17 protein-coding genes are annotated in these 22217 nt (G+C 67.1%); 5 read left to right on the top strand and 12 right to left on the bottom strand.

What is annotated here, in order from left to right; all coding sequences use genetic code 11:
- The first annotated feature begins 153 nt into the window (after window positions 1-153).
- Window positions 154-1791 carry an alpha-L-fucosidase gene (locus Q0326_RS15940; protein ID WP_298692286.1) on the top strand — a complete coding sequence of 546 codons (1638 nt, stop codon included), beginning with the start codon at window positions 154-156 and terminating at the stop codon, window positions 1789-1791.
- Between the two features lie 39 nt (window positions 1792-1830).
- On the opposite strand, the gene Q0326_RS15935 is transcribed toward Q0326_RS15940, so the two are convergent.
- From Q0326_RS15935 to Q0326_RS15890, 10 genes are all read right to left on the bottom strand, one after another.
- The gene (locus Q0326_RS15935) at window positions 1831-3441 is read right to left on the bottom strand and encodes a DUF5597 domain-containing protein (RefSeq protein WP_363304252.1); all 1611 of its coding nucleotides are present in this window, start codon (window positions 3439-3441) and stop codon (window positions 1831-1833) included.
- A gap of 57 nt (window positions 3442-3498) precedes the next feature.
- Window positions 3499-4473, bottom strand: a complete 975-nt coding sequence (locus tag Q0326_RS15930) for an alpha/beta hydrolase (protein WP_298692322.1) — start codon at window positions 4471-4473, stop codon at window positions 3499-3501.
- On the bottom strand, window positions 4473-4844 hold the full coding sequence (locus tag Q0326_RS15925) for an L-rhamnose mutarotase (protein WP_298692283.1): 372 nt from the start codon (window positions 4842-4844) through the stop codon (window positions 4473-4475). The genes Q0326_RS15930 and Q0326_RS15925 overlap by 1 nt, the downstream gene beginning before the upstream one ends.
- A 53-nt stretch (window positions 4845-4897) precedes the next feature.
- Window positions 4898-5629 (bottom strand): SDR family oxidoreductase, encoded by a 732-nt coding sequence (locus Q0326_RS15920; RefSeq protein ID WP_298692280.1) that lies wholly within the window; start codon window positions 5627-5629, stop codon window positions 4898-4900.
- Window positions 5626-6837: a UxaA family hydrolase gene (locus tag Q0326_RS15915; RefSeq protein ID WP_298692278.1), complete on the bottom strand. Its 1212-nt coding sequence runs from the start codon at window positions 6835-6837 to the stop codon at window positions 5626-5628. Before Q0326_RS15915 ends, Q0326_RS15920 begins: the two co-directional genes overlap by 4 nt.
- Complete coding sequence (locus tag Q0326_RS15910) at window positions 6834-7139, bottom strand: UxaA family hydrolase (RefSeq protein WP_298692275.1); 306 nt, start codon at window positions 7137-7139, stop codon at window positions 6834-6836. Before Q0326_RS15910 ends, Q0326_RS15915 begins: the two co-directional genes overlap by 4 nt.
- Window positions 7136-8089, bottom strand: coding sequence for an aldo/keto reductase (locus tag Q0326_RS15905; protein WP_298692273.1), 954 nt, complete (start codon window positions 8087-8089; stop codon window positions 7136-7138). The genes Q0326_RS15910 and Q0326_RS15905 overlap by 4 nt, the downstream gene beginning before the upstream one ends.
- The gene (locus Q0326_RS15900; RefSeq protein WP_298692271.1) at window positions 8082-8888 is read right to left on the bottom strand and encodes an amidohydrolase family protein; all 807 of its coding nucleotides are present in this window, start codon (window positions 8886-8888) and stop codon (window positions 8082-8084) included. Before Q0326_RS15900 ends, Q0326_RS15905 begins: the two co-directional genes overlap by 8 nt.
- Window positions 8885-10129, bottom strand: a complete 1245-nt coding sequence (gene fucP, locus Q0326_RS15895; protein ID WP_298692269.1) for an L-fucose:H+ symporter permease — start codon at window positions 10127-10129, stop codon at window positions 8885-8887. The genes Q0326_RS15900 and fucP overlap by 4 nt, the downstream gene beginning before the upstream one ends.
- Window positions 10130-10257: 128 nt before the next feature.
- Entirely contained in the window at window positions 10258-13083 is a 2826-nt protein-coding gene (locus Q0326_RS15890) for a TonB-dependent receptor (protein WP_298692266.1), read from the bottom strand.
- 281 nt (window positions 13084-13364) lie between these two features.
- Between Q0326_RS15890 and Q0326_RS15885 the strand changes: the two genes are divergently transcribed.
- From Q0326_RS15885 to Q0326_RS15875, 3 genes are all read left to right on the top strand, one after another.
- Entirely contained in the window at window positions 13365-14114 is a 750-nt protein-coding gene (locus Q0326_RS15885) for an IclR family transcriptional regulator (protein ID WP_298692264.1), read from the top strand.
- 139 nt (window positions 14115-14253) lie between these two features.
- Window positions 14254-16881: a M1 family metallopeptidase gene (locus Q0326_RS15880; protein WP_298692262.1), complete on the top strand. Its 2628-nt coding sequence runs from the start codon at window positions 14254-14256 to the stop codon at window positions 16879-16881.
- Window positions 16882-17021: 140 nt separating this feature from the next.
- A complete protein-coding gene (locus tag Q0326_RS15875; RefSeq protein WP_298692260.1) occupies window positions 17022-19133 on the top strand; it encodes a hypothetical protein in 2112 nt (703 codons plus the stop codon).
- 29 nt (window positions 19134-19162) lie between these two features.
- On the opposite strand, the gene Q0326_RS15870 is transcribed toward Q0326_RS15875, so the two are convergent.
- Window positions 19163-19762 carry a TadE/TadG family type IV pilus assembly protein gene (locus tag Q0326_RS15870; RefSeq protein WP_298692257.1) on the bottom strand — a complete coding sequence of 200 codons (600 nt, stop codon included), beginning with the start codon at window positions 19760-19762 and terminating at the stop codon, window positions 19163-19165.
- Window positions 19759-20268 carry a TadE/TadG family type IV pilus assembly protein gene (locus Q0326_RS15865; protein WP_298692255.1) on the bottom strand — a complete coding sequence of 170 codons (510 nt, stop codon included), beginning with the start codon at window positions 20266-20268 and terminating at the stop codon, window positions 19759-19761. Before Q0326_RS15865 ends, Q0326_RS15870 begins: the two co-directional genes overlap by 4 nt.
- Before the next feature lie 273 nt (window positions 20269-20541).
- Here Q0326_RS15865 and Q0326_RS15860 point away from each other — a divergent pair, with 273 nt between their 5' ends.
- Window positions 20542-22125, top strand: coding sequence for a pilus assembly protein TadG-related protein (locus Q0326_RS15860; protein WP_363304249.1), 1584 nt, complete (start codon window positions 20542-20544; stop codon window positions 22123-22125).
- The last annotated feature ends 92 nt before the right edge of the window (window positions 22126-22217 follow it).

Below are 22217 nucleotides of genomic sequence, written 5' to 3'. Positions count from 1 at the left end.
CGACGCTTCGTCCTCGCCTTGTCCGCGCGCTGCGCGTTGTCATTGTCGCTCCGGACGCCAAAGCGCCGCTGGCGCGGAATCCATATGTGATATTCTATTTCACCTATGCTAGACAAAATGGCATCTGCCAAGAGCGCAGTATCGAGGGGATCCATGTTCACACGCCGTCGCTTCATCGGGTCCGGAGTCGCCTCGACCCTCGCCATGCGCGCGTCCGCCGCCGCCCTCGCGACCGGCCCCGCCGCCGCGGGGCCGGTCACCGCCGACTGGACCTCGCTCGCCGCCGCCTGGCGTATGCCGGACTGGTTCCGCGACGCCAAATTCGGTATCTGGGCGCATTGGGGCGCGCAGGCGGTTCCTGAGTTCGGCGACTGGTACGGCCGGCTGATGTACGTTCAGGGCGATCCCTTCTATCGGCATCATCTCGACCATTATGGTCATCCCAGCAAGACCGGCTTCCTCGACATCACCAATCTGTGGAAGGCCGAGCAGTGGCAGCCCGAGACGCTGATCGGCCTCTACAAGCAGGCCGGTGCGCGCTATTTCACCAGCCTCGCCTGCCACCACGACAATCTCGACACGTTCGACAGCGCGCACCACGCCTGGAACACGCTGCGCGTCGGGCCCAAGCGCGACATCGTCGGCGGCTGGGAGAAGGCCGCGCGTGCCGCCGGCCTTCGCTTCGGCGTCTCCAACCACAGCTCGCACAGCTGGCATTGGTATCAGACCGCCTATGGCTACGACACCGAGGGTCCGCTCAAGGGCAAGCGCTATGATGCGACGACGCTTCGCCGCGAGGATGGCACAGGCACCTGGTGGGAAGGGCTCGACCCGCAGGAACTCTATAACGGCCCCTATTTCGCGCCGCCCGATGGCATTGCGTCGATCAAGGCGATGAATGGCTGGCATGACGCGCATGACGGCGTGTGGCTGGAGTCGCGCCCGCCGGGCACGCGCGGCGAGGCCTATGCGGCGCAGTGGCTGGCGCGGCAGAAGGACCTGGTCGCCAAATACCGGCCCGACCTCGTCTATTTCGACGATTATGGCCTGCCGCTCGGCCAGGCGGGGATCGAGGCCGCCGCCGACTATTACAACCGCGCGATCGAATGGCACGGCACGCCCGACGTCGTGCTGACCGGCAAGCAGCTCTCGCCCTATCAGCTCTACGGCATCACCGAGGATGTCGAGCGCGGCTTCGCCGCCGACATCCGCCCGCATCCCTGGCAGACCGACACCTGCATCGGTAGCTGGTTCTACGACCGCCCGCTCGCCGAGCGCCATGGCTACAAGCCGGCCAAGGCGGTGGTGCAGCGGCTGTGCGACGTCGTCTCGAAGAACGGCAACCTGCTGCTGTCCGTGCCGCTGCGGCCGGACGGCACGCACGACGCGGACGAACTCGCCATCCTCGCCGATCTGGCGCGCTGGTTCGCGATCAACGGCGACGGCATCTACGGCACCCGGCCGTGGCGCATGTTCGGCGAGGGGCCCAATGTGCCGCCTACCGGCATGCAGAGCGAAGCCGCGATGAAGCCGTACACCGCGCAGGACGTGCGGATCACGGCAAGCGGCGGCGGGCTCAACCTGTTCCTGCTCGACATTCCCGACGGCGAGCTGCGCATCGCCTGCCTCGGCCGGCGGGCGGCACGCGGCACGATCGCGCGGATCACGCTCAACGGCGGCGGCGCGGTGGCGTTCGTCCAGGACGAGGATGCGCTGCGCCTGACGCTGCCGGCGCTTGCGGCGGACCAATTCGTGCCGGGGCTGAGGATCGAAGGAAGCGGGCTGGTCTGACCGGGCAAGCCCTCTCCCCGCTGGGGAGAGGGGGCTGGCTCACCGATAGGTTGCCAGCTTGACCTTGAGCAGCTGTGGCAGGCCCGTGAAGTTGAGGCCGTAATCGACCTCGTCGCCATTCCAGACGCGCTCGAACACCCAGTGCCCGTCGGCGTCGAAATGCCCTTCCTCGACGCGGTCGATGATCATGTGCTCGCCGGGCTTGGGCGACGGCAGATCGAAGCTGACGCGGGCATGATAGCCGGTGACGAGATATTCGTCGGGCCCGAGTTCCGCGACCGCCACACCGCCCGACGGCGTCGGATTGCCGGTCGGCGGATCGATGCCGAACTGCCATTGCCCGAAGGTCGCGGTCGCGCGCCAGCGGCCGAGCGTCATGACCTGCTTATGCCCGGCCTCGGGTGCGGTCGGCTCGGACACGCCCCAGGTGCGGCCTTCATAGGCAAGCTTGGGCCAGATCCGCTCGAGCGGGCGGAACAGGCGGTAATTGGCGGCGAAGGCGTCGATGGTCTCGGCATCGAGTTTGGCGGCGCCGAGCGGAAAGTTGTAATAGCCGGTCTGGTCCATCCCGAAGGGCGAGAAGCCCACCCCGCCCCGGCCCACCACCGCGAAGAAGTGCCGCGCATAATCCTTGGCATTGCCGGTCTCGGGGACGAACAGCATGTTGTCGGGGCGGCCGTAGAGGTCGAGATATTTCATGTAATGCGCGAAGTCGGACGTGTAGATGTCGGGGCCGATCGCATCGACATGCGGCGCCGCCGCCTTCCACATCGCGAGCACCTGATGCGTCGGGCCGCCCGCCGAATAGGTCTTGGGATCCTGCGGCTTGAAGGGATCGTTGAGAGAGGCATTGACGTACATCGGCAGCGGCAGCTCCGCCTTGCCCGCCGCCGCCACCGCATCGACATAGCGCGCGATCGCCCAGGCGTGGAACTGTTCGTCGGCGTCGGCGCCGAACACCTGGCTCCAGGTGCCGGCCTGGACGCCCATCCGCCGCACGATCTCGGCCGGCACCGGCGCCGCGAACGCCTTGTCGGCGGCAGGCGAATGGTCGCGGACGGTGCCATAGGTGCCGGTCTCATTCTCGACCTGGACCATGATCACCTCGTGATCGGGATCGGCGGCCTTGAGGTGCGCCATCAGCCGCGTGAAAGCGGCGCGGTCGGCGTCGAGCGTCGTCGTCGCGAACGGCGAGAGCGCGTAGATGCTCTGCCCCTTCTCGTCGATCATCCGCGGGAAGCGCTTGTTGTCGAGCTTGACCCAGGCCGGCGCGTAGCTGGGCGAGGTGTTCTTCCAGGTGCCGAACCAGAGCAGCACGAGATGAACGTGATGCGCGCGGGCCTCGGTAAGCAGCTGGTCGAGAAAGGAAAAGTCGAACTGGCCTTCCTTGGGCTCGATCTGCTCCCAAGCGATCGGCACTTCGAGCGTGTTGGCGTCGAGCTGCGCGACCGTCGGCCAGGCCTTGGGCAGCATGGCGGGCCAGGCGCTGCTGTTGTTGATCTGCGCGCCGAGCATCAGATAGGGCGCGCCGTCGACGAGCAGCGCATGGCGGCCGTGATCGGCGACGATCCGCGGCAGTTCGGCTGCCAGCACCGGCGCCGTGGCGCACAGCACCGCACCAACCACACCCGCCAAAACCGCTTTCATCATCGCGTCCTCATTCCTACTGGTCGCCATCGCTTGCGATGGTCGCGTTCTGGTGGCGCATCAGACGCGCGGCAGCGCGTTCTGGCTGGCGGCAAAGGCCGGGAACAGCCGCGGCCAGGCCGATGCCGGCTTGTCGGGACCTGGTCGCACGCCGAAGCCGTGGCCGCCTTCGGCGAAAATGTGCAGCTCCGCCGGCCGCTGCTTGGTCTGCAGCGCCGTATAGAGGCTGATGCTGTTCATCACCGGCACCAGCCCGTCGTCCCCGGCATGGACGAGGAAGCAAGGCGGCGTCTGCGCGTCGACCCGCAGCTCGACCGAATAGCGCGCCCGCTCGGCCTCGGGCGCGTCCGCACCGAGCAATGCGTCGCGCGATCCACCATGGGTGAACGGCGCCGACAGGCTGACCACCGGATAGATAAGCCCGACGAGATCGGGCCGCGCGGACTGCGCGTCCGCCGCATCGACCGGCGCATAGACCGGCTCGGCATGCCGCGTCGCCAGCGACCCGGCGAGATGTCCGCCCGCGGAAAAGCCGATCACCGACACCCGCCGTGTATCGATCGCATAACGGCCGGCATTGGCGCGGATCAGCCGCATCGCGCGCTGCGCATCCTTGAGCGGCACATCGGCGCGATCCGCCCAGCCTTCGGACGGCAGACGGTAGAGCAGCACGAAGGCGGTGACGCCGATCGCGTTGAGCCAGCGTGCCTGCGTCACGCCCTCATTGTCGTAGGACAGGAATCCATAACCGCCGCCGGGCATCAGCAGCACCGCGGCGCCATTGGGTCTCGCCGGCCGGAATATGATCAGGCGCGGCTCGGCGACGCCGGTCACGAAACGATCGGGATGCGCCGGATCGTGCGACTGGTCCGCGAACTTTTCGGCGAGCGGCGCGGCAAGGCGATCGGGCGGTCCTTTCGGCCACAGCCGGAGCACCTCCTGGTCGGCGACCGCCGCATCCGCACAGCTGAGCAGCGGGATCGCGGCCGTGGCGGCGCCCGCCATGGCGAGAAGGTGACGACGGCTGGTATCCATCACGCGATGCTCCGGTCGGGTTGTTCGGCAAGCGAGAAAATCGGCGTCGCGGCGACCCATTTCTGGCCGGCCGCCGCCGCCGGGATCGGGCGCTGAACGGTTGCCATCAGCGTCTCCCACGCCTGCACGTCGGGATCGGCAGCATCCGCTGCGGCCTTGGCGGCGGGATCGAAGCTTGGCGCCGTCTCCATCAGCATGACCAGCCGGTCGCCGGCGCGATAGATCTCCATCGCCATGATCCCCGCTGCACGGATGCTGCGCCCGATCGCCGACGGCAACGCGCCCGCGGCGTGCCATCCTTCGTAGCGCGCGATCGCTTCGGCATCGTCGACGATGTCGAGCAGCAGAACATGGCGCTGCGTCTCAGCCACGACGGTCACTCCCTTGCCACGGCCGGGTCGGTCCGAGCCTCATTGCCGCATCCTCAGTTGATCCAGCCGCCGTCGATCACATGGACCGCGCCGGTGGTGAAGGCGGATTCGTCGCTGGCGAGGTAGAGGGCGAGATTGGCGATCTCGTCGGGGCGGCCCAGCCGGCCCATCGGCTGGCGCGCGTTGAACTGCCGGTACGCCTCTTCATAGTCGCCGGTATCGCGCAAACGCTGCTGCAGCGAGGGCGATTCGACCGTCCCCGGGCAGATCGCGTTGCAGCGGATGCCCCGCGCGACGAAATCGGCGGCGACCGCCTTGGTCAGCCCGATCACGCCCGCCTTGGTGGTGCCATAAGCGAAGCGGTTGGGGATGCCCTTCACCGAGCTCGCGATCGACGAGATGTTGACGATCGACCCACCGCCCGCCGCGAGCATCGCCGGCAGGAAGGCGCGGATCGTGCGGTACATCGCGGTCATGTTGAGATCGATCGAGAAGCGCCAGGCATCCTCGTCGCAGTCGAGGATCGTGCCGGCATGGACGAACCCCGCGACATTGTGGAGAATGTCGATCGCGCCGAGTTCGGCGGCGAGCGCGGCGATCGCCGCCGCGTCGGTGACGTCGAGCGCGCGCCGCTCGCAGCCGTCGAGCCCGTCGAGCAGATCGGCATGCAGATCGGTCGCGATCACGCGCGCGCCCTCCTTGACGAACAGGTCGGCCGAGGCGCGGCCGATGCCCTGCCCCGCCGCCGTCACCAATGCCGTCTTGCCGGCGAGCCGTCCGCTCATGATCTTGCTCCTGTTGCGCGTGCCGGCAGGCAGGCGGGTCCGATCGGCTCGAAGGCCTTGTAGGTAAGGATGAATTCGCGGTGGCCGAGCTCCTCGGACACGCTGCGTTCGCCCGATGCCACCGCGATCACGCGATCGTAGATCTCGTCTCCGACCGCGCTCAGCGTCGTTTCATTGTCGAGGATGCGACCGGCATTGATGTCCATGTCGGCGGCGAGCCGCCGCGCGGTCTCGGGGTTGGCGCAGATCTTGATCACCGGCGACACCGCCGAGCCGACCACCGAGCCGCGTCCGGTCGTGAACAGCGTCAGATGCGCGCCGCAGGCGATCAGTTCGACGATCTCGGCATTGTCCGAGATGTTGGGGAAGCCGAAGCGGGGCTCGCCGTCGGGGACGACGTCGAGCAGATACAGCCCGCCCGCCGGCGGCACGTCGCCGGGCTTGATGATCCCGCTGATCGGCGACGAGCCCGACTTGGAATAGGCGCCCATCGACTTCTCTTCCTGCGTGGTCAGCCCGCCCTCGGCATTGCCGGGCGCGAAGCTGCCGAAGCCCATGATCGTGTAATAGGCCTCCGCCTTCTTGACGCAGGCCTCGATCTCGGCGCCGAGCGCCGGGGTGACCGCGCGGTCCGCCATGATCGTCTCGCAACCGACCAGTTCGCCGGTCTCCTCGAAGATGCAGGTCGCACCCGCCGCGACGAAGCGGTCGAAGGCGCGGCCGACCGCGGGGTTGGCGGTGATCCCGCTGGTCCCGTCCGATCCGCCGCAGATCGTCGCGATGACCAGTTCGTCGAGCGCCATCGCGGCGCGGGGCGCATCGGCGGCGACCGCGCGCACCCGCTCGACCGCAGCGAGGCCGCCGGCGATCGTCGCCGCGGTGCCGCCGACCTCCTGAATCACCAGCAGCTCGACCGGGCGGCCGCTGGCGCGCACCGTCTCGGCCAGCCCCGCCCGATCGAAGCTCTCGCAGCCCAGCGACACCAGCACGACGCCGCCGACATTGGGGTGGGTCGCGATCGCCTCCATCACCCGCTTGGCATAGGCATTGGGATAGCAGCCCGGGAAGCCGATCAGATGCACATCGGGATCGTCGATCTTGTCGACGATCCGGCGCGCGACATGATGCGCGCATTCGACCAGATAGGCGACGACGGTGACGTTGCGGATGCCCTTGCGGCCATCCTGGCGCAGATAGCCCGAGATCATGCGACGTCGCTGCCGGCGACGCGCGAATGCGCCGCGATATAGTCGCTCTTCATATTGTGCATGTGGATCCAGTCCCCGGTGTCGGCATGCGCCGTCATCGATCCGATCGGCGCGCCATATTTGATGACCTTCTCGCCGGGATCGAGCGGCCGGCGGGCGATCTTGTGCCCGACGGTGATGCCCTCGCGCGCCGGCAGCGTGCCGCCACCGATCGTGAGGATGTCGCCGATCTCGATCGGCGCGACGACGACGAAGACATTGTCGTCCTCGTGCAACAGGATGAGCTGGCTGGCAGAGGTCATGTCGGTACGCTCTCAAGTGCGGTCCACAGCGCGTCCGGCACCGGCGCTGCGAAGCGCGCGACATTCTCGGTGACCTCGCTTGGGCTCGCCATGCCCGGGATCACGCTGACGACGGCAGGATGACGGACGGGAAATTGCAGCGCCGCCACAGGCAACGACACGCCGAAGCGCGCGCACTCGGCGTCGAGCGCGCGGGTCCGCGCGAGCATGTCGGCCGACGCCGGCGCATAGTCGAACTTGCGCTCGCCGGCCCGGTCCAGCGGCTGCGCGAGGATGCCGCTATTATAGGGGCCGCCGATGACGAGCTTGACTCCCTTTGCCGCGCAGACCGGCAGCAGCTCGTCCGCCGCGCTGCGATCGAGCAGCGTGTAGCGCCCGGCAAGCAGGATCACGTCGAGATCGATGCGATCGAGGAGTTCGAGGCAGATCGCGATCTCGTTGACGCCGATACCGATCGCGCCGGCCGCGCCGTCGTCGCGGAGCCGGCGCATCGCGGGATAGCCGTCGTCGAGAAAGCTGCGCAGCATGGTGTCGTGGCGGTCGCCATGCGTGAGCCGGCCGATATCGTGCGCGAACAGCAGGTCGACATGGTCGCGCCGCACCCGCGACAGGCTCGCCTCGAAGGACCGCAGCACGCCGTCGCGCGAATAGTCGAAGACGGGTTCATAGGGCAGCGCATCGACGAAGGCGTGGCGTTCGCGCGCGCGGTCCTCGGTCGGCACCAGCAGCCGGCCGACCTTGGTCGAGATGCGGACATCGCGACACCCGTCGAGCGCCCGCCCCAGCCGCGTCTCGGCAAGCCCGAAGCCGTAATGCGGCGCGGTGTCGAAATAGCGGATCCCGGCATCGAGCGCGGCGTGCACGGTCGCCTCGGCATCCGCGTCGCTGATCGCGCGGTAGAGATTGCCGATCGCGGCGGTGCCCATGCCGAGCGGCGGCAGCTCAACCATGTGCCGTCTCCGCAACGCCGTAGACCCGGCACGCATTGCCGCCGAAAACGGCTGCCTCGTCGGCGTGCGGGATCAGCGTTCGGGCAAGATCGAGCCAGTCGGCATAGCCCGTCACCGCGGTCAGCACCGGCCAGTCGCTACCCCAGAGCAGACGCTCCGCGCCGAACAGGTCGAGCAGCGTCTTCACGGTCGGCGCGACGGCCGCGCGCGCCATTTCGCTGAGCAGCCCCGACAGCTTGACGTGGACATTGCAGTGGCGCGCCAGCGGCGCCAGCGCCGCCTGCCAGCGGGCAAAACCGTCAGGCCCGTCCTCGGGCTTGGCGGCATGGTCGATGACGATGACGAGATCGGTATGACGTTCCGCCAAGCGCGACAGAGCGGGCAGATGGATCGGCCGGATCAGCGCATCGAGCACCAGCCGATGATCGACCATCGCAGCGATCCCCGCTTCGATCGACGGCGCGTCGAACCAGTCGGCGGCGCAGTCCTGCACCATCGGCCGGAGACCCTTGAGGCGCGCGTCGTGCGCGCATTCGAGCACCGCATCATGATCGCGCAGGTCGGCCCAGCCGATCACGCCGGCGATCCGGTCGGTGGTGGCCGCGATGGCGAGCAGCCAGGCGGTATCGCGCGCGCTTTCCTGGCTCTGCACCAGCATCGCGCGCCCGACGCCGGCGTCGTCGAGCGTGGCGACCAGTTCGTCGAGCAGGACGTCGCGGTACAGCACGCCGTCGGCCGCCGTCGGCCAGCGGCAATCATGCGCGTCGAGTTGCCAGAGATGAACGTGCGCGTCGATCATGCGACAATCTCCGTTGCGCCGCGGAGCTGGCTGCGCGCGAACAGCGCGACGACGAGAAAGCAGCCGGCGGGGACCAGCATCGCGGCGCGGATCGTCCCACTCATGTCGGAGATCAGGCCCATCAGTGCGGTGAGGATCGCGCCGCCGATGATCGCCATCACGAGCAGCGACGCGCCCGGCTTGGTCAGCGGACCGAGGCCGCGCAGCGCGAGCACGAAGATTGTCGGATACATGATCGACATGAAGGCGCTCGACACGACCAGCGCCGCGACGCCGACCCGTCCGCCGACCGCGACCGCGAGCAGGCAGAGCAGCATGTCGGCGAGCGCGAAGCTCAGCATCAGCCGCGCCCCCGGGATTCGCGCCATCAGCGCCGCGCCGACGAAACGCCCCGCCATGAACAGCACAAGCGACCCGGTGAGCAGCCAGGCGGCGTGGCGCACCCCGATGCCGGGCAATGCCGCGGTCGTGTAGCGGATCAGGAAGCTCCACACCCCGACCTGCGCGCCGATATAGAAAAATTGCGCGGCGACCCCGGCAAGATAGCGCGGGCGCCGAAGCAGCGCGCGATAGGCGCCGGGAATGCGCTCGTCGGTCGCGGTGCCGCGGGTCGCCACCGCCGGAAAGCGGGTGACGAAGATCAGCACCGCCCAGCCCAGCACGGTCGCCGCGATCACCAGATAGGGCAGACGGACCGCGGCGGCCTGCTCGCCGGTGCTGCGGGCGGTATCCGACAGGATCAGCATCAGCCCGAGCCCGACGCCGGCGATCGAGCCTAGCGGATTGAACGCCTGCGCGAAGGTCAGTCGGCGCTCGGCGGTCTCGGGGGCACCGAGCGCGGCGATCATCGGATTGGCCGCGGTCTCGAGAAAAGCGAGACCGCTTGCGATCACGAACAGTGCGACCAGGAAGAAGCCGTAGCTGAGCATCAGCGAGGCCGGCCAGAATAGCAGCGCGCCGGCGCCGAACAGCAGCAGCCCGCTCAGCACCGCGCTGCGATAGCCGAACCGCCGCATCACCAGCGAGGCAGGGATCGCGAAGCAGAAATAGCCGAGATAGAAAGCCGACTGGACGAGCCCGGACTGCAAGTCACCAAGGCTGAACAGCGACCGCAAATGCCCGATCAGCACGTCGTTGAGATTGTTGGCCACGCCCCACAGGAAAAACAGGCCGGTCACCAGGATGGTAACCGCCCGGCTCGCGCCGACCATGTCCGTCCGATCGCCGGCCACGCTGCTCATTTCGCCCTCATATGGTAGGCCGTCCCGCGGGTTGCCCGGCGGAAAAGCTGGCCGGAGCGCGAAGGCTCCGGCCACAGGGGGGAGAGAGGGATCAGCGATGGGGTGCGCTCGAACGACATTCCATCCCTTTAGAAGCTCACCTTGGCGACGCCAGTGATCCGGCGATCGTCCATGACGACGTCGCGAGGCTCGGTGACGGTGCCGAAGTAGGTGGAATGGATCGCGTCGTTGAGGTTGGCGCCTTCCAGCGTCAGCGAGAAGTGCGGCGTCACGTTGAGCGTGATCGACGCGTCGAGCTCGCCATAGGCCTTGTCGAAGATCGGCCGGTCGCCGGTGCCGTTGCCCTGCGTGGTCACGACATATTTGCTGCGCCAGTTATAGGCGACGCGCGCCGAGATCTTGCCCTTCTCGTAGATGCCGACGAGATTGTAGCTGTACTTCGACAGCTGCTCGAGCGGCACCGTGGTGACCACGCCGCCCTGCGTCGCCGGCCCCGGCGCGCTCGAGTCGACATAGGTGAAGTTGGCCTGCATCCCGAGCCCGCTGAGCGGCCCCGGCAGGAAGTCGTAGAACTGCTGATAGGCGAGTTCGAAACCCTTCACCTTGGCGGTCGCGACGTTGTCGTAGGTCGTCGTATAGTAGGTCACCGGCGCAGTACCGTCGTTGAACGAGATCTGACGCTGATTGATGCCGGTCTGGATGTAGTCCTTGATGTTCTTGTAGAAGCCCGCCGCGGTCAGTGAGCCGGTGTGCGAGAAATACCATTCCAGCGAGACGTCGAAGTTCCACGACACCATCGGCTTGAGATTGGGATTGCCGCCGCTGGTGTCATGCTCCTGGTTGAGCTGCGCCGCGCCCGGCTCGACATAGCTCACGCCGGGGTTGATCTGGTCGAGCGACGGCCGCGAGATGTTCTTCGAGGCCGCGAGACGGAGCTGCAGATTGTCGGTCAGATGCCCGCGCAGGTTGGCGCTCGGCAGGACGTCGGTATATTTCTGCTTGACCGTGGTCTCGTCGAATACCGCGGCCCCGGACGACTGCGTGCCGGTGACGGGATCCGTGACGAGCGGGGTGATCTGCTCGTAGCCGCTCGCGCTCTGCTGCGAGCCGACCACGCGCAGACCGACATTGCCGTCGATCGGCACCGGCAGCGAGTCCGCCTTGAAATAGGCGGCGACGTAGCCCGCATAGGTCTTGAGGCTTTCGCGGCTGGTGTCGCTCGGGACATAGCTCGGCGTCGTGGTGATGCCGAGCTCCGAGCGCGTCTCGTCATAGTTCAGGATGGTATCGCGGTTGAAGAACAGCGAATTGCCGAACAGGTTCGCCTGACCACGGTAGAAGTCGCTGAGGCTGGTATATTGCAGGTCGGTCGGGGTCGTCGAGAGGCCGGTGTAGCGGTAGCCGGTATCCTCAGTCTGGTTCTTGCGGTCGGCAAAGCGGAAGCCCGCCTTGAGCGACTGCAGGAAGCCGTCGTCGAACTTGTACTGCGCGTCGAGGCGGAACGCCTTGTCGGTTGCCTTCGACTTGTTGAGATCGTCGAGATAGAAGGGCGCGGCCACCGCATTATAGGCATAGGTCGCCGGATTGGTGAGCCCAAGCGGGGTGGTGATGCCGATCGACGGCGTGCTGCCCGACAGGTCTTGGCTCAGCGTCGAGCTCGCGCTGCCGAGGCCGACGATCGAGCGCAGATCGTGCGTGTTCGCCGCGACATATTGCAGGTCGCCGGTCAGCGTGAACTGCGACGTCGGCTTCCAGCTCGAATGCAGCGAATAGTCGGTGGTGACCGAGTGGCGCGTCTCGAGGCTGGTATTGGCGCCGATCGGAACGTTCTGGAACGTCCCGCTGACGAAGTCGCCATTGCTGGCGAAGCTGAACGGCGCACCGGGCTGCGGCGTGATCGAATTGCCGCCGGTGTAGGAGAAGAGGCTGAAGTCGTCGAAGCGGAACTTATAGTCCGACCGGAACACCTCTCCGGTGAATTCGAGCGTGTCGGTCGGCTTCCACTGCAGCGCGACGTCGGTACCGAAGCGCCGGCGATCGCCGTACACCTCGCCGATGCCCGCGCCGTGTGGCAGCGACGTCGTCTGTCCGGTACGGCCGAGCGCGGCGAGCGTCGCCGCATCCGTCGCGTTGGTGGGATCGAGCGGATAGAAAGGCTCGGTCGAGATCGTGTCCTCGCGGAACGCGCTGCGCTGATAGGCCACGTCGACCAGGATGCCGATCTCGCCGATGCCGGTATCCCAGCGGTCGCTGATCAGCACCGAGGCCGAGGGCTTGCTCGTCTTGACGAGATCCGAATAGGTGTTGCTGGCTGTCGCGGCGATCTTGAAACCGTTGAAGTCGAACGGCTTGCGCGTGCGCAGGTCGATCGTGCCGCTGAGCTGATCCTCGATCAGGTCGGCCGACGGATTCTTGTAGACGTCGATGCCGGCAAGCAGCTCCGAGGGGATGTCGCCGAGGCTGAGCGTGCCGGGGACGTTGGTGCCGTCGCCCGAGGCGTCGCCGGCGGTGAAGATGTCGCGGCCGTTGAGCTCGGTGCGGGTCTGGGTCAGGCCGCGGATCGCGACCGAGGTGCCCTCGCCATAGCTCTGGTTGACTTGGATTCCGGGGATGCGCTGCAGCGCCTCGGCGACGTTGCGATCGGGCAGCTTGCCGATGTCTTCCGCGACGATCGAGTCGACGATCTGCGGCGAGTTGCGCTTGATATTCTCGGCGGACTGGAGGCTGGCGCGCACGCCGGTGACGACGATCGACGGGGCGGCATCGGTGGCCTGGGTGTCGGCCTGGCCCTGATCACCGCTCGCTACCGAATTGCCGCCGCTGGTGGTTCGGGCGGGCGGGGTCGTCGTCTGCGCCTGGGCAGCCGTCGACGCCAGCGTCGCGAGCAGCGCGGACACCGAACAGGTGAGCAGCAGCGGCGCGCGGGCGGAGCTGAATAGATTGGTCTTGAGCATATGTCGTCCCCTCGCTGGCCCGGGACGCCACCTAGCGTCTTCCATTGCCTTCGGATGCGAAGCGAACTGCTTTCGATGGGCGGCGACCCGTTGGCCGCGCGCTTCCCCCTCCAGCAGCCTCTTTGCACCGAATGCAGGGCCTTGCGGCGGCCATTAGCAGCGCCGTCAGAAATGTGAAATATAAAATTGCGTTTCAGATGTGATTTTTTCACACCGTTGAATTGGCGTCGGGAACTGCGTAGCGACGGGACGATACTTGCTTCGGGGGGACGCGAGCGACGATGGCATCAGCGCAAAAATACCGGGCGCCCGCGCTCCAAAAGGGGCTCGAGATCCTCGAGCTGCTGGCGCCCTCGCCCACCCCGATGCCGACCGTCGACATATCGGCGGCGCTGGGCCGCTCGGTGAGCGAGATCTTCCGGATGATCCAGGTGCTCGAAGAATCGGGCTATATCGCGCGTTCGGGCGAAGGCTATCGGGTCACCAACCGGCTGTTCGCGCTGGGCATGGCGCAGCCGCCGATCCGCGACCTGCTCAGCCATGCGCTCCCCGCGATGCGCGACCTTGCCGCGCAGACGCGACAGAGCTGCCATCTGGCGATGGCATCCGGCGCGGAAATGGTCGTGGTTGCCAATGTCGAGGCGCCGGGTCTGCTCGGCTTCGCGATCCGCATGGGTTACCGGCGCCCGCTCATCCACTCGGCATCGGGCCACGTGCTGATGGCGTTCCAGCCCGACCGCGACCGCGAGGACATGCTCGCTGCCACCGAACAGGCCAAGCTCGCCTTCGATCGCAAGGCGCTGCTGCGGCTGCTCGCGAAGGTGAAGGGGGCGGGCTACATCACCATGCCAAGCCCGATGCTGACCGCGATCACCGACCTCTCGGCCCCGATCGTCCGCAACGGCGCGGCGCTCGCGGCGCTGACGGTTCCCTTCGTCGATGGCCCCGGCGCCACGCTCGGCCGGGCCGACGCGCTCCTGGCCCTGCAGGATACGACCAGCCAAATTTCCGCCGGCCTCGACGTCGCCTGACGGCATGCGCCAGACGCGCCGGGGACGCCAGCGTGCGACGGCGCCAGCATGACCGGCATTTCCCGGCTATATCAACGCTTGCAGGCCATGCGGCCCACCCATATCGGAGATCGCTTGCTCAACCGATAAAGGGTGTCCGATGCGCTCGATCCTCCTTGCGGCGCTTCTGGCCGCCTCGCCCGCCGCGCTCTGCGCAGCCTCGCCTGCCGCGCCCGTGCCGCAGGGCAGGCTGCCAGACGTCGCCACCCCGATCGCCTATCGGCTCGATCTGACCATCCAGCCCGAACAGGACCGCTTCACCGGGCATGCCGAGATCGACGTGACGCTCAAGGCGCAGACCCGGTCGCTCTATATCCACGGCCGCGATCTCCACGTCGCCAGCGCCACCGCGCACGCAGGCATGCTCAAGACCCGGGCGAGCTATACGCAGGTCGATCCGCTCGGGGTCGTGCGACTCGACTTCGCGCAGCCGCTGCCCGCGGGCAAGGTCACGCTGACATTCGATTATGACGCGCCGTTCGGCAGCGGCGCGGCCGGGCTGTTCCACGTCAAGGTCGGCGACCAATGGTATGCCTGGACGCAGTTCGAATCGATCGATGCGCGCGCCGCCTATCCCGGCTTCGACGAGCCCGGCTACAAGACGCCCTTCACCGTCTCGGTGACGACGCGGCCGGGACTCACCGTCTATGGCAATGCGCCCGAGTCCGGCACCAGCAAGGCCGGCGCGATGGTGACGCATCATTTCCTGCCGACGCGACCGCTGCCGACCTATCTGGTCGCCTTCGGCGTCGGGCCGTTCGCCTCGGTCAGCGGATCGGCGGCGCCGACCGCCGAGCGCGCGCAGCCGATGGCGGTCCGCATCCTCGGCACGCAGCCCAATCGCGACCAGATGGACTTCGCGCTGCAGAACAGCGGCCCGATCGTCGGCTTGCTCGAGACCTATTTCGGTCGCCCCTTCCCCTTCCCCAAGCTCGACCAGATCGGTTCGCCGATCATGCCCGGTGCGATGGAGAACGCCGGCGCCGACACCTATGGCGACAGCCTGCTGTTTCTCGACAAGGGTGCCTCGACCCGACAGAAGCAGGAATTCGGCATGGTGGTGGCGCATGAGCTGTCGCACCCATGGTTCGGCGATCTGGTGACGCCGGCCTGGTGGGACGACATCTGGCTCAACGAGAGCTTCGCCAACTGGATGGGCTATCGCATCGGCAACGCATGGCGGCCCGATCTCAAGATCGGCGTCGGCGCGATCAACGAGGCGTTCGAGGCGATGGACATCGACTCGCTCAAGGCCGGGCGACCGATCCATCAGCCAATCCCCACCAGTGGCGACATCGACAGCGCGTTCGATTCGGTCACCTACGGCAAGGGCGGACAGGTCGTCGCGATGATCGCCGCCTTCCTCGGCGACGACAAGTTCCAGGCCGGCGTCCGGCTCCATCTCAACCGCCACGCCTATGGCAATGCCTCGACCGAGCAATTCTTCGCGTCGCTCGCCGAGGCCGCGCATGACCCGCGCGTGCTGACCGCGCTCAAAAGCTTCGTCGATCAGCAGGGCGTGCCCGTCGTCCGCGTCACGCGCGGTGCCGACAACCGACTGACCGTCGCGCAGTCGCGCTATGCGATGCTGGGCAGCGATGCGGCGCCCGCAACCTGGTCGATCCCCCTGTGCTACCGGATCGGCAGCGCGCGGACCTGCCAGCTGTTGACCACGCCATCGGACACCCTGCCGGCAGCAGGCGCGGGGGCGATCATGCCCAATGCCGGCGGGACCGGCTATTATCGCTTCTCCATGGCCGAGCCCGAATGGCGCGCGCTGATCGCCGAGGCGCCGACGCTTGCGCCGGGCGAGGCGCTGGCGATGACCGACAGCCTGTGGGCGGACTATCGGGCGGGCCATGTCGCGCCCGCCCTCCTGATCGCCGCGGCCAAGGCCATGGCGGCAAACCCCTATTCGGGCGCGGCGGTCGATGGTGGCCATCGCCTCGCGACATGGCGCACGCGCGGCCTTGTCCCGGACGCGCAGCTGCCGGCCTATCGCGCGCTGATCGCCGCGATCTACGCGCCCAAGCTCGCGCAATTGGGCTTCGATCCCAAGGCAGGCGCCTATCTCAGCGAGGATCCCGACCGCCAGCAGCTGCGCAGCGAGACCGTGGCGCTGCTCGCCGGCGAGGCGCGCGACCCGGCGGTCAGCGCGACCCTCGCCAGCGCCGCCATCGCCTATCTCGGCGGTGACAAGGCCGCGCTCGATCAGTCGCTATACGGCGATGCGCTCGGCGCCTATCTCGCCCAGGGCGGCGATGCAGCGCGCGCGGCGCTGTTCGACAAGGCCGCCGGCAGCGATGATACGCTGTTCCGCGACTCCGCGATCGGGGCGCTCGGCCGCACCGGCGACAGCCGGACCGCCGGCTGGCTGATCGCGCATTTCGCCGACACGCGGCTGCGCTCGAGCGATCGCCTGGGGTTGCTCCGCGGCCTGTTCGACGAGCCGACGACGCGTGATACCGCCTTCGCCTGGCTGGTCGCGCATTATGATATGGTCGTGAAGGACAATGGCATCTTCACCGCCTCGACGCTGCCCGCGATGGCGGCGCGCTATTGCTCGGTCGAGAAGGCGGCGGCAATCGAGACCGCGATGCGGCCCAAGGTCGAGCAATATCAGCGCGGCGCGCTGTCGCTCGATCGGACCGTCGAGTTGGTGCATGATTGCGGCGTGCTCAAACAGGCCCGTGGCGCCGCACTGGCGGCAGCGCTGAGCGGCGCATGAGGGACGACGCGCAGGGTTCGCTCATCCGCCAAGGGAGTGGTGGCGGCGTGTCCCGTCGGCCGTGTTCATCCTGGGTCTTGGCGATATGGGGCAATCCTGCGCCTTGGATCCACTTGCGCCGAGGGACTTCTCGCTTGCCTATGCGCCGCCGCTTCGCATTTCTTGCCCTGATCGGCGCCCTAGCCGGGCCCGCACGTGCCGAGACCAGCCAGTTCGATCTTGCCGGGCCGGCGCTGCGGGTGAGCGTCACGCACCAGGGTGCGACGCTGCCGATCGCGCAAGTGCCGCAACTGGCGACCGGAGACCGGATCGCGATCGCCGCGGACCTGCCGGACGACCAATCCGCCCACTATCTGCTGATCGCGGCCTTCCTGCGCGGTGCGACCAATCCGCCGCCCGACAAATGGTTCTTCCAGGCGGAGATCTGGACGAAGAAAGGTCGCAAGGGACTGTCGCTCACCGTGCCCGACGGCGCCCAACAGGTCGCCCTGTTCCTGGCGCCTGCCACCGGCGGCGATTTCTCGACGCTGCGCAACGCCGTGCAGGGGCGCCCCGGCGCCTTCGTCCGCGCGGCGCAGGAACTGGCCCAGGCCTCGCTCGATCGCAGCCGGCTCGACACCTATCTCACCGCGGTCCGCAAGACCGTCGCAGGGGACCCCGGCCGGCTCGAGCGCATCACGCCGCTGCTGTCGCGCAGCCTGCAGGTCAAGATCAACCCCGATTGCCTGGCCAAGCTGCCCGACCTGCAGGCCGCCTGCCTGCTCCAGAACCAGGAAGCGCTGGTACTCGACGACGGGCACAGCAACGCAATCACCGATGCCGTCAACGGGCCGGGCGCCGATCTCGCGCTCCAGCTCAGCGCCACGCCGCAGGGCGGGCTCGGCTATTACAGCCCCTATATCGCCGCGATCCGCGACGTGATCGGCATCTTCGGCTCGATCCGCACCGCCAAATATCAATATATCCCGGCGCTCGCGACGCTCGACGGGGACCGCATAGCGCTGGTGCTCAACGCGCCGCCCTCGTTCCACAATCCCAAATCGGTGCTGGTCACGGCGCTGCCGATCGTCGCCCCGGTCCACATACCTCCGATCCAGCTCGTCGAACCGATGCCCCAGCTTTGCGCGGCGGCCAAGCAGCCCTTCCTGCAGGTCAGCGGCGCGCCGCTGATCTTCGCGACCCGCTATGCGCACGACCTCGTCCTGCGCGTCCGCCTTCCCGGCGGCCGGACGGTCGATCTGCCCGCGACGCCGGATGCGGAACGCGGCGGCCTCGTCATCGGAAATGACGGCCGCCTGCCGACCGACGGCAAGACGCCGCTCGAGGCCACGCTTCACGGCATCTGGGGGTTCCAGCCGTTCGACGGACCGTCGGTGCGGCTGGCATCGCCGCAGCCCGGCCAATGGCATCTTGCCGCGGACCAAGCGGCACATGGCGCGACGGTCACGCTCACGGGCGGTGTCGCGGCCTGCGTATCCGGGGTGACGACCCAGGCCAGCGATGCCCCCGCGCAGCCCGCCGCCTGGAAGACGACCGGGCCGGATTCGATCGGCGTCACATTGCCCACCCCGACCGCACAGGCCGGTGGGACGGCTATCGACATCGCCGAGCCGTCCGGCGCCGACCGCGTGACGCTGGCGCGCGCGCCGCAGCCCAAAGGCATCAACGCCGCGATGATCGCACGCGCCGTCCAGCGCCCGCCAGCCGCCGGCCAGATCCCGATCACGCTTGCCGGTACCGACGATATCCCGAGCGACGCGGTGCTCACCGTTTCGCTGCGCGCCGACAAGGGCACACGCTTCGTCGGCAAGGAGACGATCGAGATCGCCGCCGAGGCCGGCGGGGCCACCGCGACGCTATCGGGCGCCAATGGTCTGCGACTGGCCGACCAGCAGGTCGCGCTCGTCAGCGTGACCCCGGCCGCGGTGCTCGGCGCCTCCGCCTTCGGGCCGCTGCGGGCACGCGTCGTCCGCGACGGCGTGGCCGGCGAGTGGGTCGCGCTCGGCACGCTCGTGCGTCTGCCGCGACTGGCGCAGCTGACCTGCCCGCCGGATGCGTCGGCGCAGTGCAGCCTGTCGGGCGATGGCCTCTTCCTGATCGCGGCGCTGTCCGCGACGCCGGGCTTCGAACAGGCGGTCGCGGTGCCCGACGGCTATCCCAATGCCGCGATCGCGGTCCCGCATCCGATCGGCGGCACTCTCTATCTCCGCCTGCGCGACGACCTGGGTTCGATTGCGCGGATCGCCGTCTAGGCCGCGCACTGGATCAGGACGCGCGGCTGTCAGCTGCAGGGCGACGAGGACTGGATGCTCGTGTCGGCGATGACGCGCAGCGACTTGCGGGGCACCACATAGGTCGGCCCCTCGTGCAACGCGATCGTGCCCGCGATGATGCCATGCGAGCCGGGATTATAGGCGAGATAGGTCTCCGCAACGATGAAGTCGCGCGTGTCGGTGGTCGGGGTCGCGGTGATGACGGTCGGCATGACGAACGTCGTGCTGCCCGCGGTCAGCGGGGTAATGCCCGTGCCGCTGGCCTGGCTCCAATCGACGCAGGTCTTGCCGGTCGGATAGACGATGATGCTCGACAGGCGCATCTGCAGCGTGGACACATTCACCGGCGCCATCACCGCGCTCGCCGAGCCGAATATCGCCGTCAGGTCGGTCTGCGACACGCCCTGCGCCTGCGACGTCAGATCGGCCAAAGTATAGACGGCAAGATTCAGCTTGCGCTTGGCAATGACCGCCTTGGTAATCTCGACGGTCCCGAAGTACAAAGCGATCATGATCGGCAACAGCAGCGCGAATTCGACGAGCGCCAAGCCACGAGACGAGGATTTCAACGCACGGGCGACACCCAATGCTTTGGCGAGGACGGTCATGATGTCCAGGGCTCGTTGCGGAAGGCGGCCGAGGCGGTAAGCAGGATGCTGCCGCTGCCGGCATTGCTGACAAAGGGGCTCATCATCGGGAAGAGTACGGGCTGCAAGGCGTAGCCGGTGACGACGACGATCGTCTGCGCGGATCCGCTGTTGTACGTGACCAGCGTGGGGTCATAGACCCCCTTGGCGTTGACCGGCGAGAACCGTCCTGCAGACGCGAAGCTCGAATAGGGTCGCACGTCGATCGCGACATTGGCGCAGGAAATCAGCGCGGGCAGCCGGTTGCACACCTGCTGCTTGAACGCGGCCTGCGTGTAGCCGGCGGAGTTGGCCTGCCCCGTATAGATGAGCCGGCCCGCATCGCTGACGGCGGTCTGGAACATCTCCTGCTCGAAAAAGATCAGGCCGGTCTGGAAAATCGCCATCAACAGCAGGAAGAACGGCATCGCGACGATCCCGAACTCCACGATCGCCGCGCCGCTGACATCGCGGACGAGCAGACGCACGGACCGCCGCCGCCCGTCGACCGACCGCGTCGGATGCCGCCCGGCACGCGATTGCCGGGCTTTTATAGCGATTGCCATGTGGCTTTTGGCTCCCTTTCGAGGTCGCATAGCCAGGGCCGGATTACCAATATCCTAAAACGGGAATCCATTAGACTAAAGATATATGCGAATCCTGTTAGAGATTCGTTGATCATGATCCGATAGCGGAGACCTACAGCCTTCCGCGGCTGCCCAAGATACGTCTGTCAACGCTTGGCACGCTGAAAGATACCGATGCACGTCTACTATCGTTCATTATGCTCTTTACTGCGCCGCATGACACGCGACCAACGCGGTAACGTATTGATGACATTTGCTTTTTCTCTCATCCCCCTGATGGCGACTGTCGGCGCCGCGGTAGACTATTCGCAGGCGGCGCGGTCCCGCTCGCACATGCTGGAGGCCGCCAACGCGGCCGCGCTGGCAGCGGCGCGCGCCGCGCAGAGCTATATGAATCAGAACGGAAATGTCTCGAGCGCCTGGACCCAGGCCCAGGTCTTGGGGCAGGCGCAGTACAGCCAGGTGTTCACCGCCAACGAGGCCAGCGATACGCGCGCGCAGACGGTCGCACCGGGCCTGGCGATGGCGCTCAACGCGGACGGAAGCGTTTCGGCGACCGTCAGCGCGACTGCCACCGTGCCGACGACATTCATGCGGCTTGTCGGCATCTATACGGTGCCGATCAGTTCGGTTGCGCAGGCGACCGGCGGCGGCAAGATCTATTATCAGATCGTGTTTCTCGTCGATGTCTCCAATTCGATGGCGATCGGCGGGGACGCCGCGACGATCGCCCAGCTCCAGGCCGACAGCCGGTTCAACTCACCCGGCACCTGTGCGTTCGCCTGCCACGATCCCAACTCGACCGAAACCAACAAGCCCACGAGCTATTATTGCCACAACAATCCCTCCAACATAAACTGCGCAGGCGGCAACGTCTCGAAACAGACCTGCACGACGTTCTTCGGCTATCAATACTGTACGACGTCGCAAGTCTACCAGGCGGGCAGCCTGACCTATTGTCCCGCGACGTCCCAGACGGCGAGTCCGATCGACTGCGTGATGTGGGACGACAAGCGCGTGCTTGCGAAATATCTCGGCTATCAGCTCAAGATCGACGCGGTGAACAGCGCCATCCAGACCTTCGTTGCCGGCCTGCAGACCCCGATGACCGCCGCACCGACCCAGTATCAGATCTCGATCTGGACGTTCGCCTCCGCCGGCAAGCAGACGAAGATCTTCCCGAATCTGGCATCCGGCCCATTGCCTACGGCCACCAACATCTCGACCTATTATTCGCAGCTTCAGTCGGTCAGCCAGGCCATCGACATCGAGCCGGCGACGGCCGTGACGATGCCGCTCAACCATGGTTACACCTATACCTCGGACGCCTTCACCTCGGCGCTGCTCGATGCCAAGACAACGCTCGGCAACGGTGCCGACACGTTGCACCGCAAGACGTTCTTCATCCTTCTGACCGATGGCGCCGAGGACATCGTCGGCACCACCTATGCCAATCGGCAGGTCGTGGTGAACTACAAGGCCGTCTGCGACACGATCAAGGCGACGACGGTCAACGGCGATACCAGCTCGGCACCGAACATCTATTCGATCGAAGCGACATATCCGAGCATACCGGGCGACTCGCAATATGCCGCTCTGATTTCCAACACGGGCATGGACACCGGAATAACCTCGGCCATGCAATATTGCGCATCGCCCGGTGCCTATCTGTCCGCGAGCAACAATGCGGACATCGCGACCGACGTGGCCCAGGTCTTCTCGGCGATCACGGCGGGCAACCTGCGCCTCACGAAATGATCGTGCGCGTCTCGCGATAGGGGGCCGGCTCGGCGGGATGCTATCCATGCCCCTGAGCCGGCGACACCCACCCGCCAAGCGCATCCGGTGCG

Origin of the sequence: uncultured Sphingomonas sp. (assembly GCF_937859915.1) — a bacterium.
Classification (GTDB): domain Bacteria; phylum Pseudomonadota; class Alphaproteobacteria; order Sphingomonadales; family Sphingomonadaceae; genus Solisphingomonas.
This window is presented reverse-complemented; position numbering and strand designations above follow the sequence as displayed.

Excerpts from the sequence above, each read along its gene's own strand:
- Q0326_RS15940 (WP_298692286.1), top strand. The coding sequence starts at position 154 with ATGTTCACACGCCGTCGCTTCATCGGGTCCGGAGTCGCCTCGACCCTC.
- Q0326_RS15935 (WP_363304252.1), bottom strand. The coding sequence starts at position 3,441 with ATGATGAAAGCGGTTTTGGCGGGTGTGGTTGGTGCGGTGCTGTGCGCC.
- Q0326_RS15930 (WP_298692322.1), bottom strand. The coding sequence starts at position 4,473 with ATGGATACCAGCCGTCGTCACCTTCTCGCCATGGCGGGCGCCGCCACG.
- Q0326_RS15920 (WP_298692280.1), bottom strand. The coding sequence starts at position 5,629 with ATGAGCGGACGGCTCGCCGGCAAGACGGCATTGGTGACGGCGGCGGGG.
- Q0326_RS15915 (WP_298692278.1), bottom strand. The coding sequence starts at position 6,837 with ATGATCTCGGGCTATCTGCGCCAGGATGGCCGCAAGGGCATCCGCAAC.
- Q0326_RS15910 (WP_298692275.1), bottom strand. The coding sequence starts at position 7,139 with ATGACCTCTGCCAGCCAGCTCATCCTGTTGCACGAGGACGACAATGTC.
- Q0326_RS15905 (WP_298692273.1), bottom strand. The coding sequence starts at position 8,089 with ATGGTTGAGCTGCCGCCGCTCGGCATGGGCACCGCCGCGATCGGCAAT.
- Q0326_RS15900 (WP_298692271.1), bottom strand. The coding sequence starts at position 8,888 with ATGATCGACGCGCACGTTCATCTCTGGCAACTCGACGCGCATGATTGC.
- fucP (WP_298692269.1), bottom strand. The coding sequence starts at position 10,129 with ATGAGCAGCGTGGCCGGCGATCGGACGGACATGGTCGGCGCGAGCCGG.
- Q0326_RS15890 (WP_298692266.1), bottom strand. The coding sequence starts at position 13,083 with ATGCTCAAGACCAATCTATTCAGCTCCGCCCGCGCGCCGCTGCTGCTC.
- Q0326_RS15885 (WP_298692264.1), top strand. The coding sequence starts at position 13,365 with ATGGCATCAGCGCAAAAATACCGGGCGCCCGCGCTCCAAAAGGGGCTC.
- Q0326_RS15880 (WP_298692262.1), top strand. The coding sequence starts at position 14,254 with ATGCGCTCGATCCTCCTTGCGGCGCTTCTGGCCGCCTCGCCCGCCGCG.
- Q0326_RS15875 (WP_298692260.1), top strand. The coding sequence starts at position 17,022 with ATGCGCCGCCGCTTCGCATTTCTTGCCCTGATCGGCGCCCTAGCCGGG.
- Q0326_RS15870 (WP_298692257.1), bottom strand. The coding sequence starts at position 19,762 with ATGACCGTCCTCGCCAAAGCATTGGGTGTCGCCCGTGCGTTGAAATCC.
- Q0326_RS15860 (WP_363304249.1), top strand. The coding sequence starts at position 20,542 with ATGCACGTCTACTATCGTTCATTATGCTCTTTACTGCGCCGCATGACA.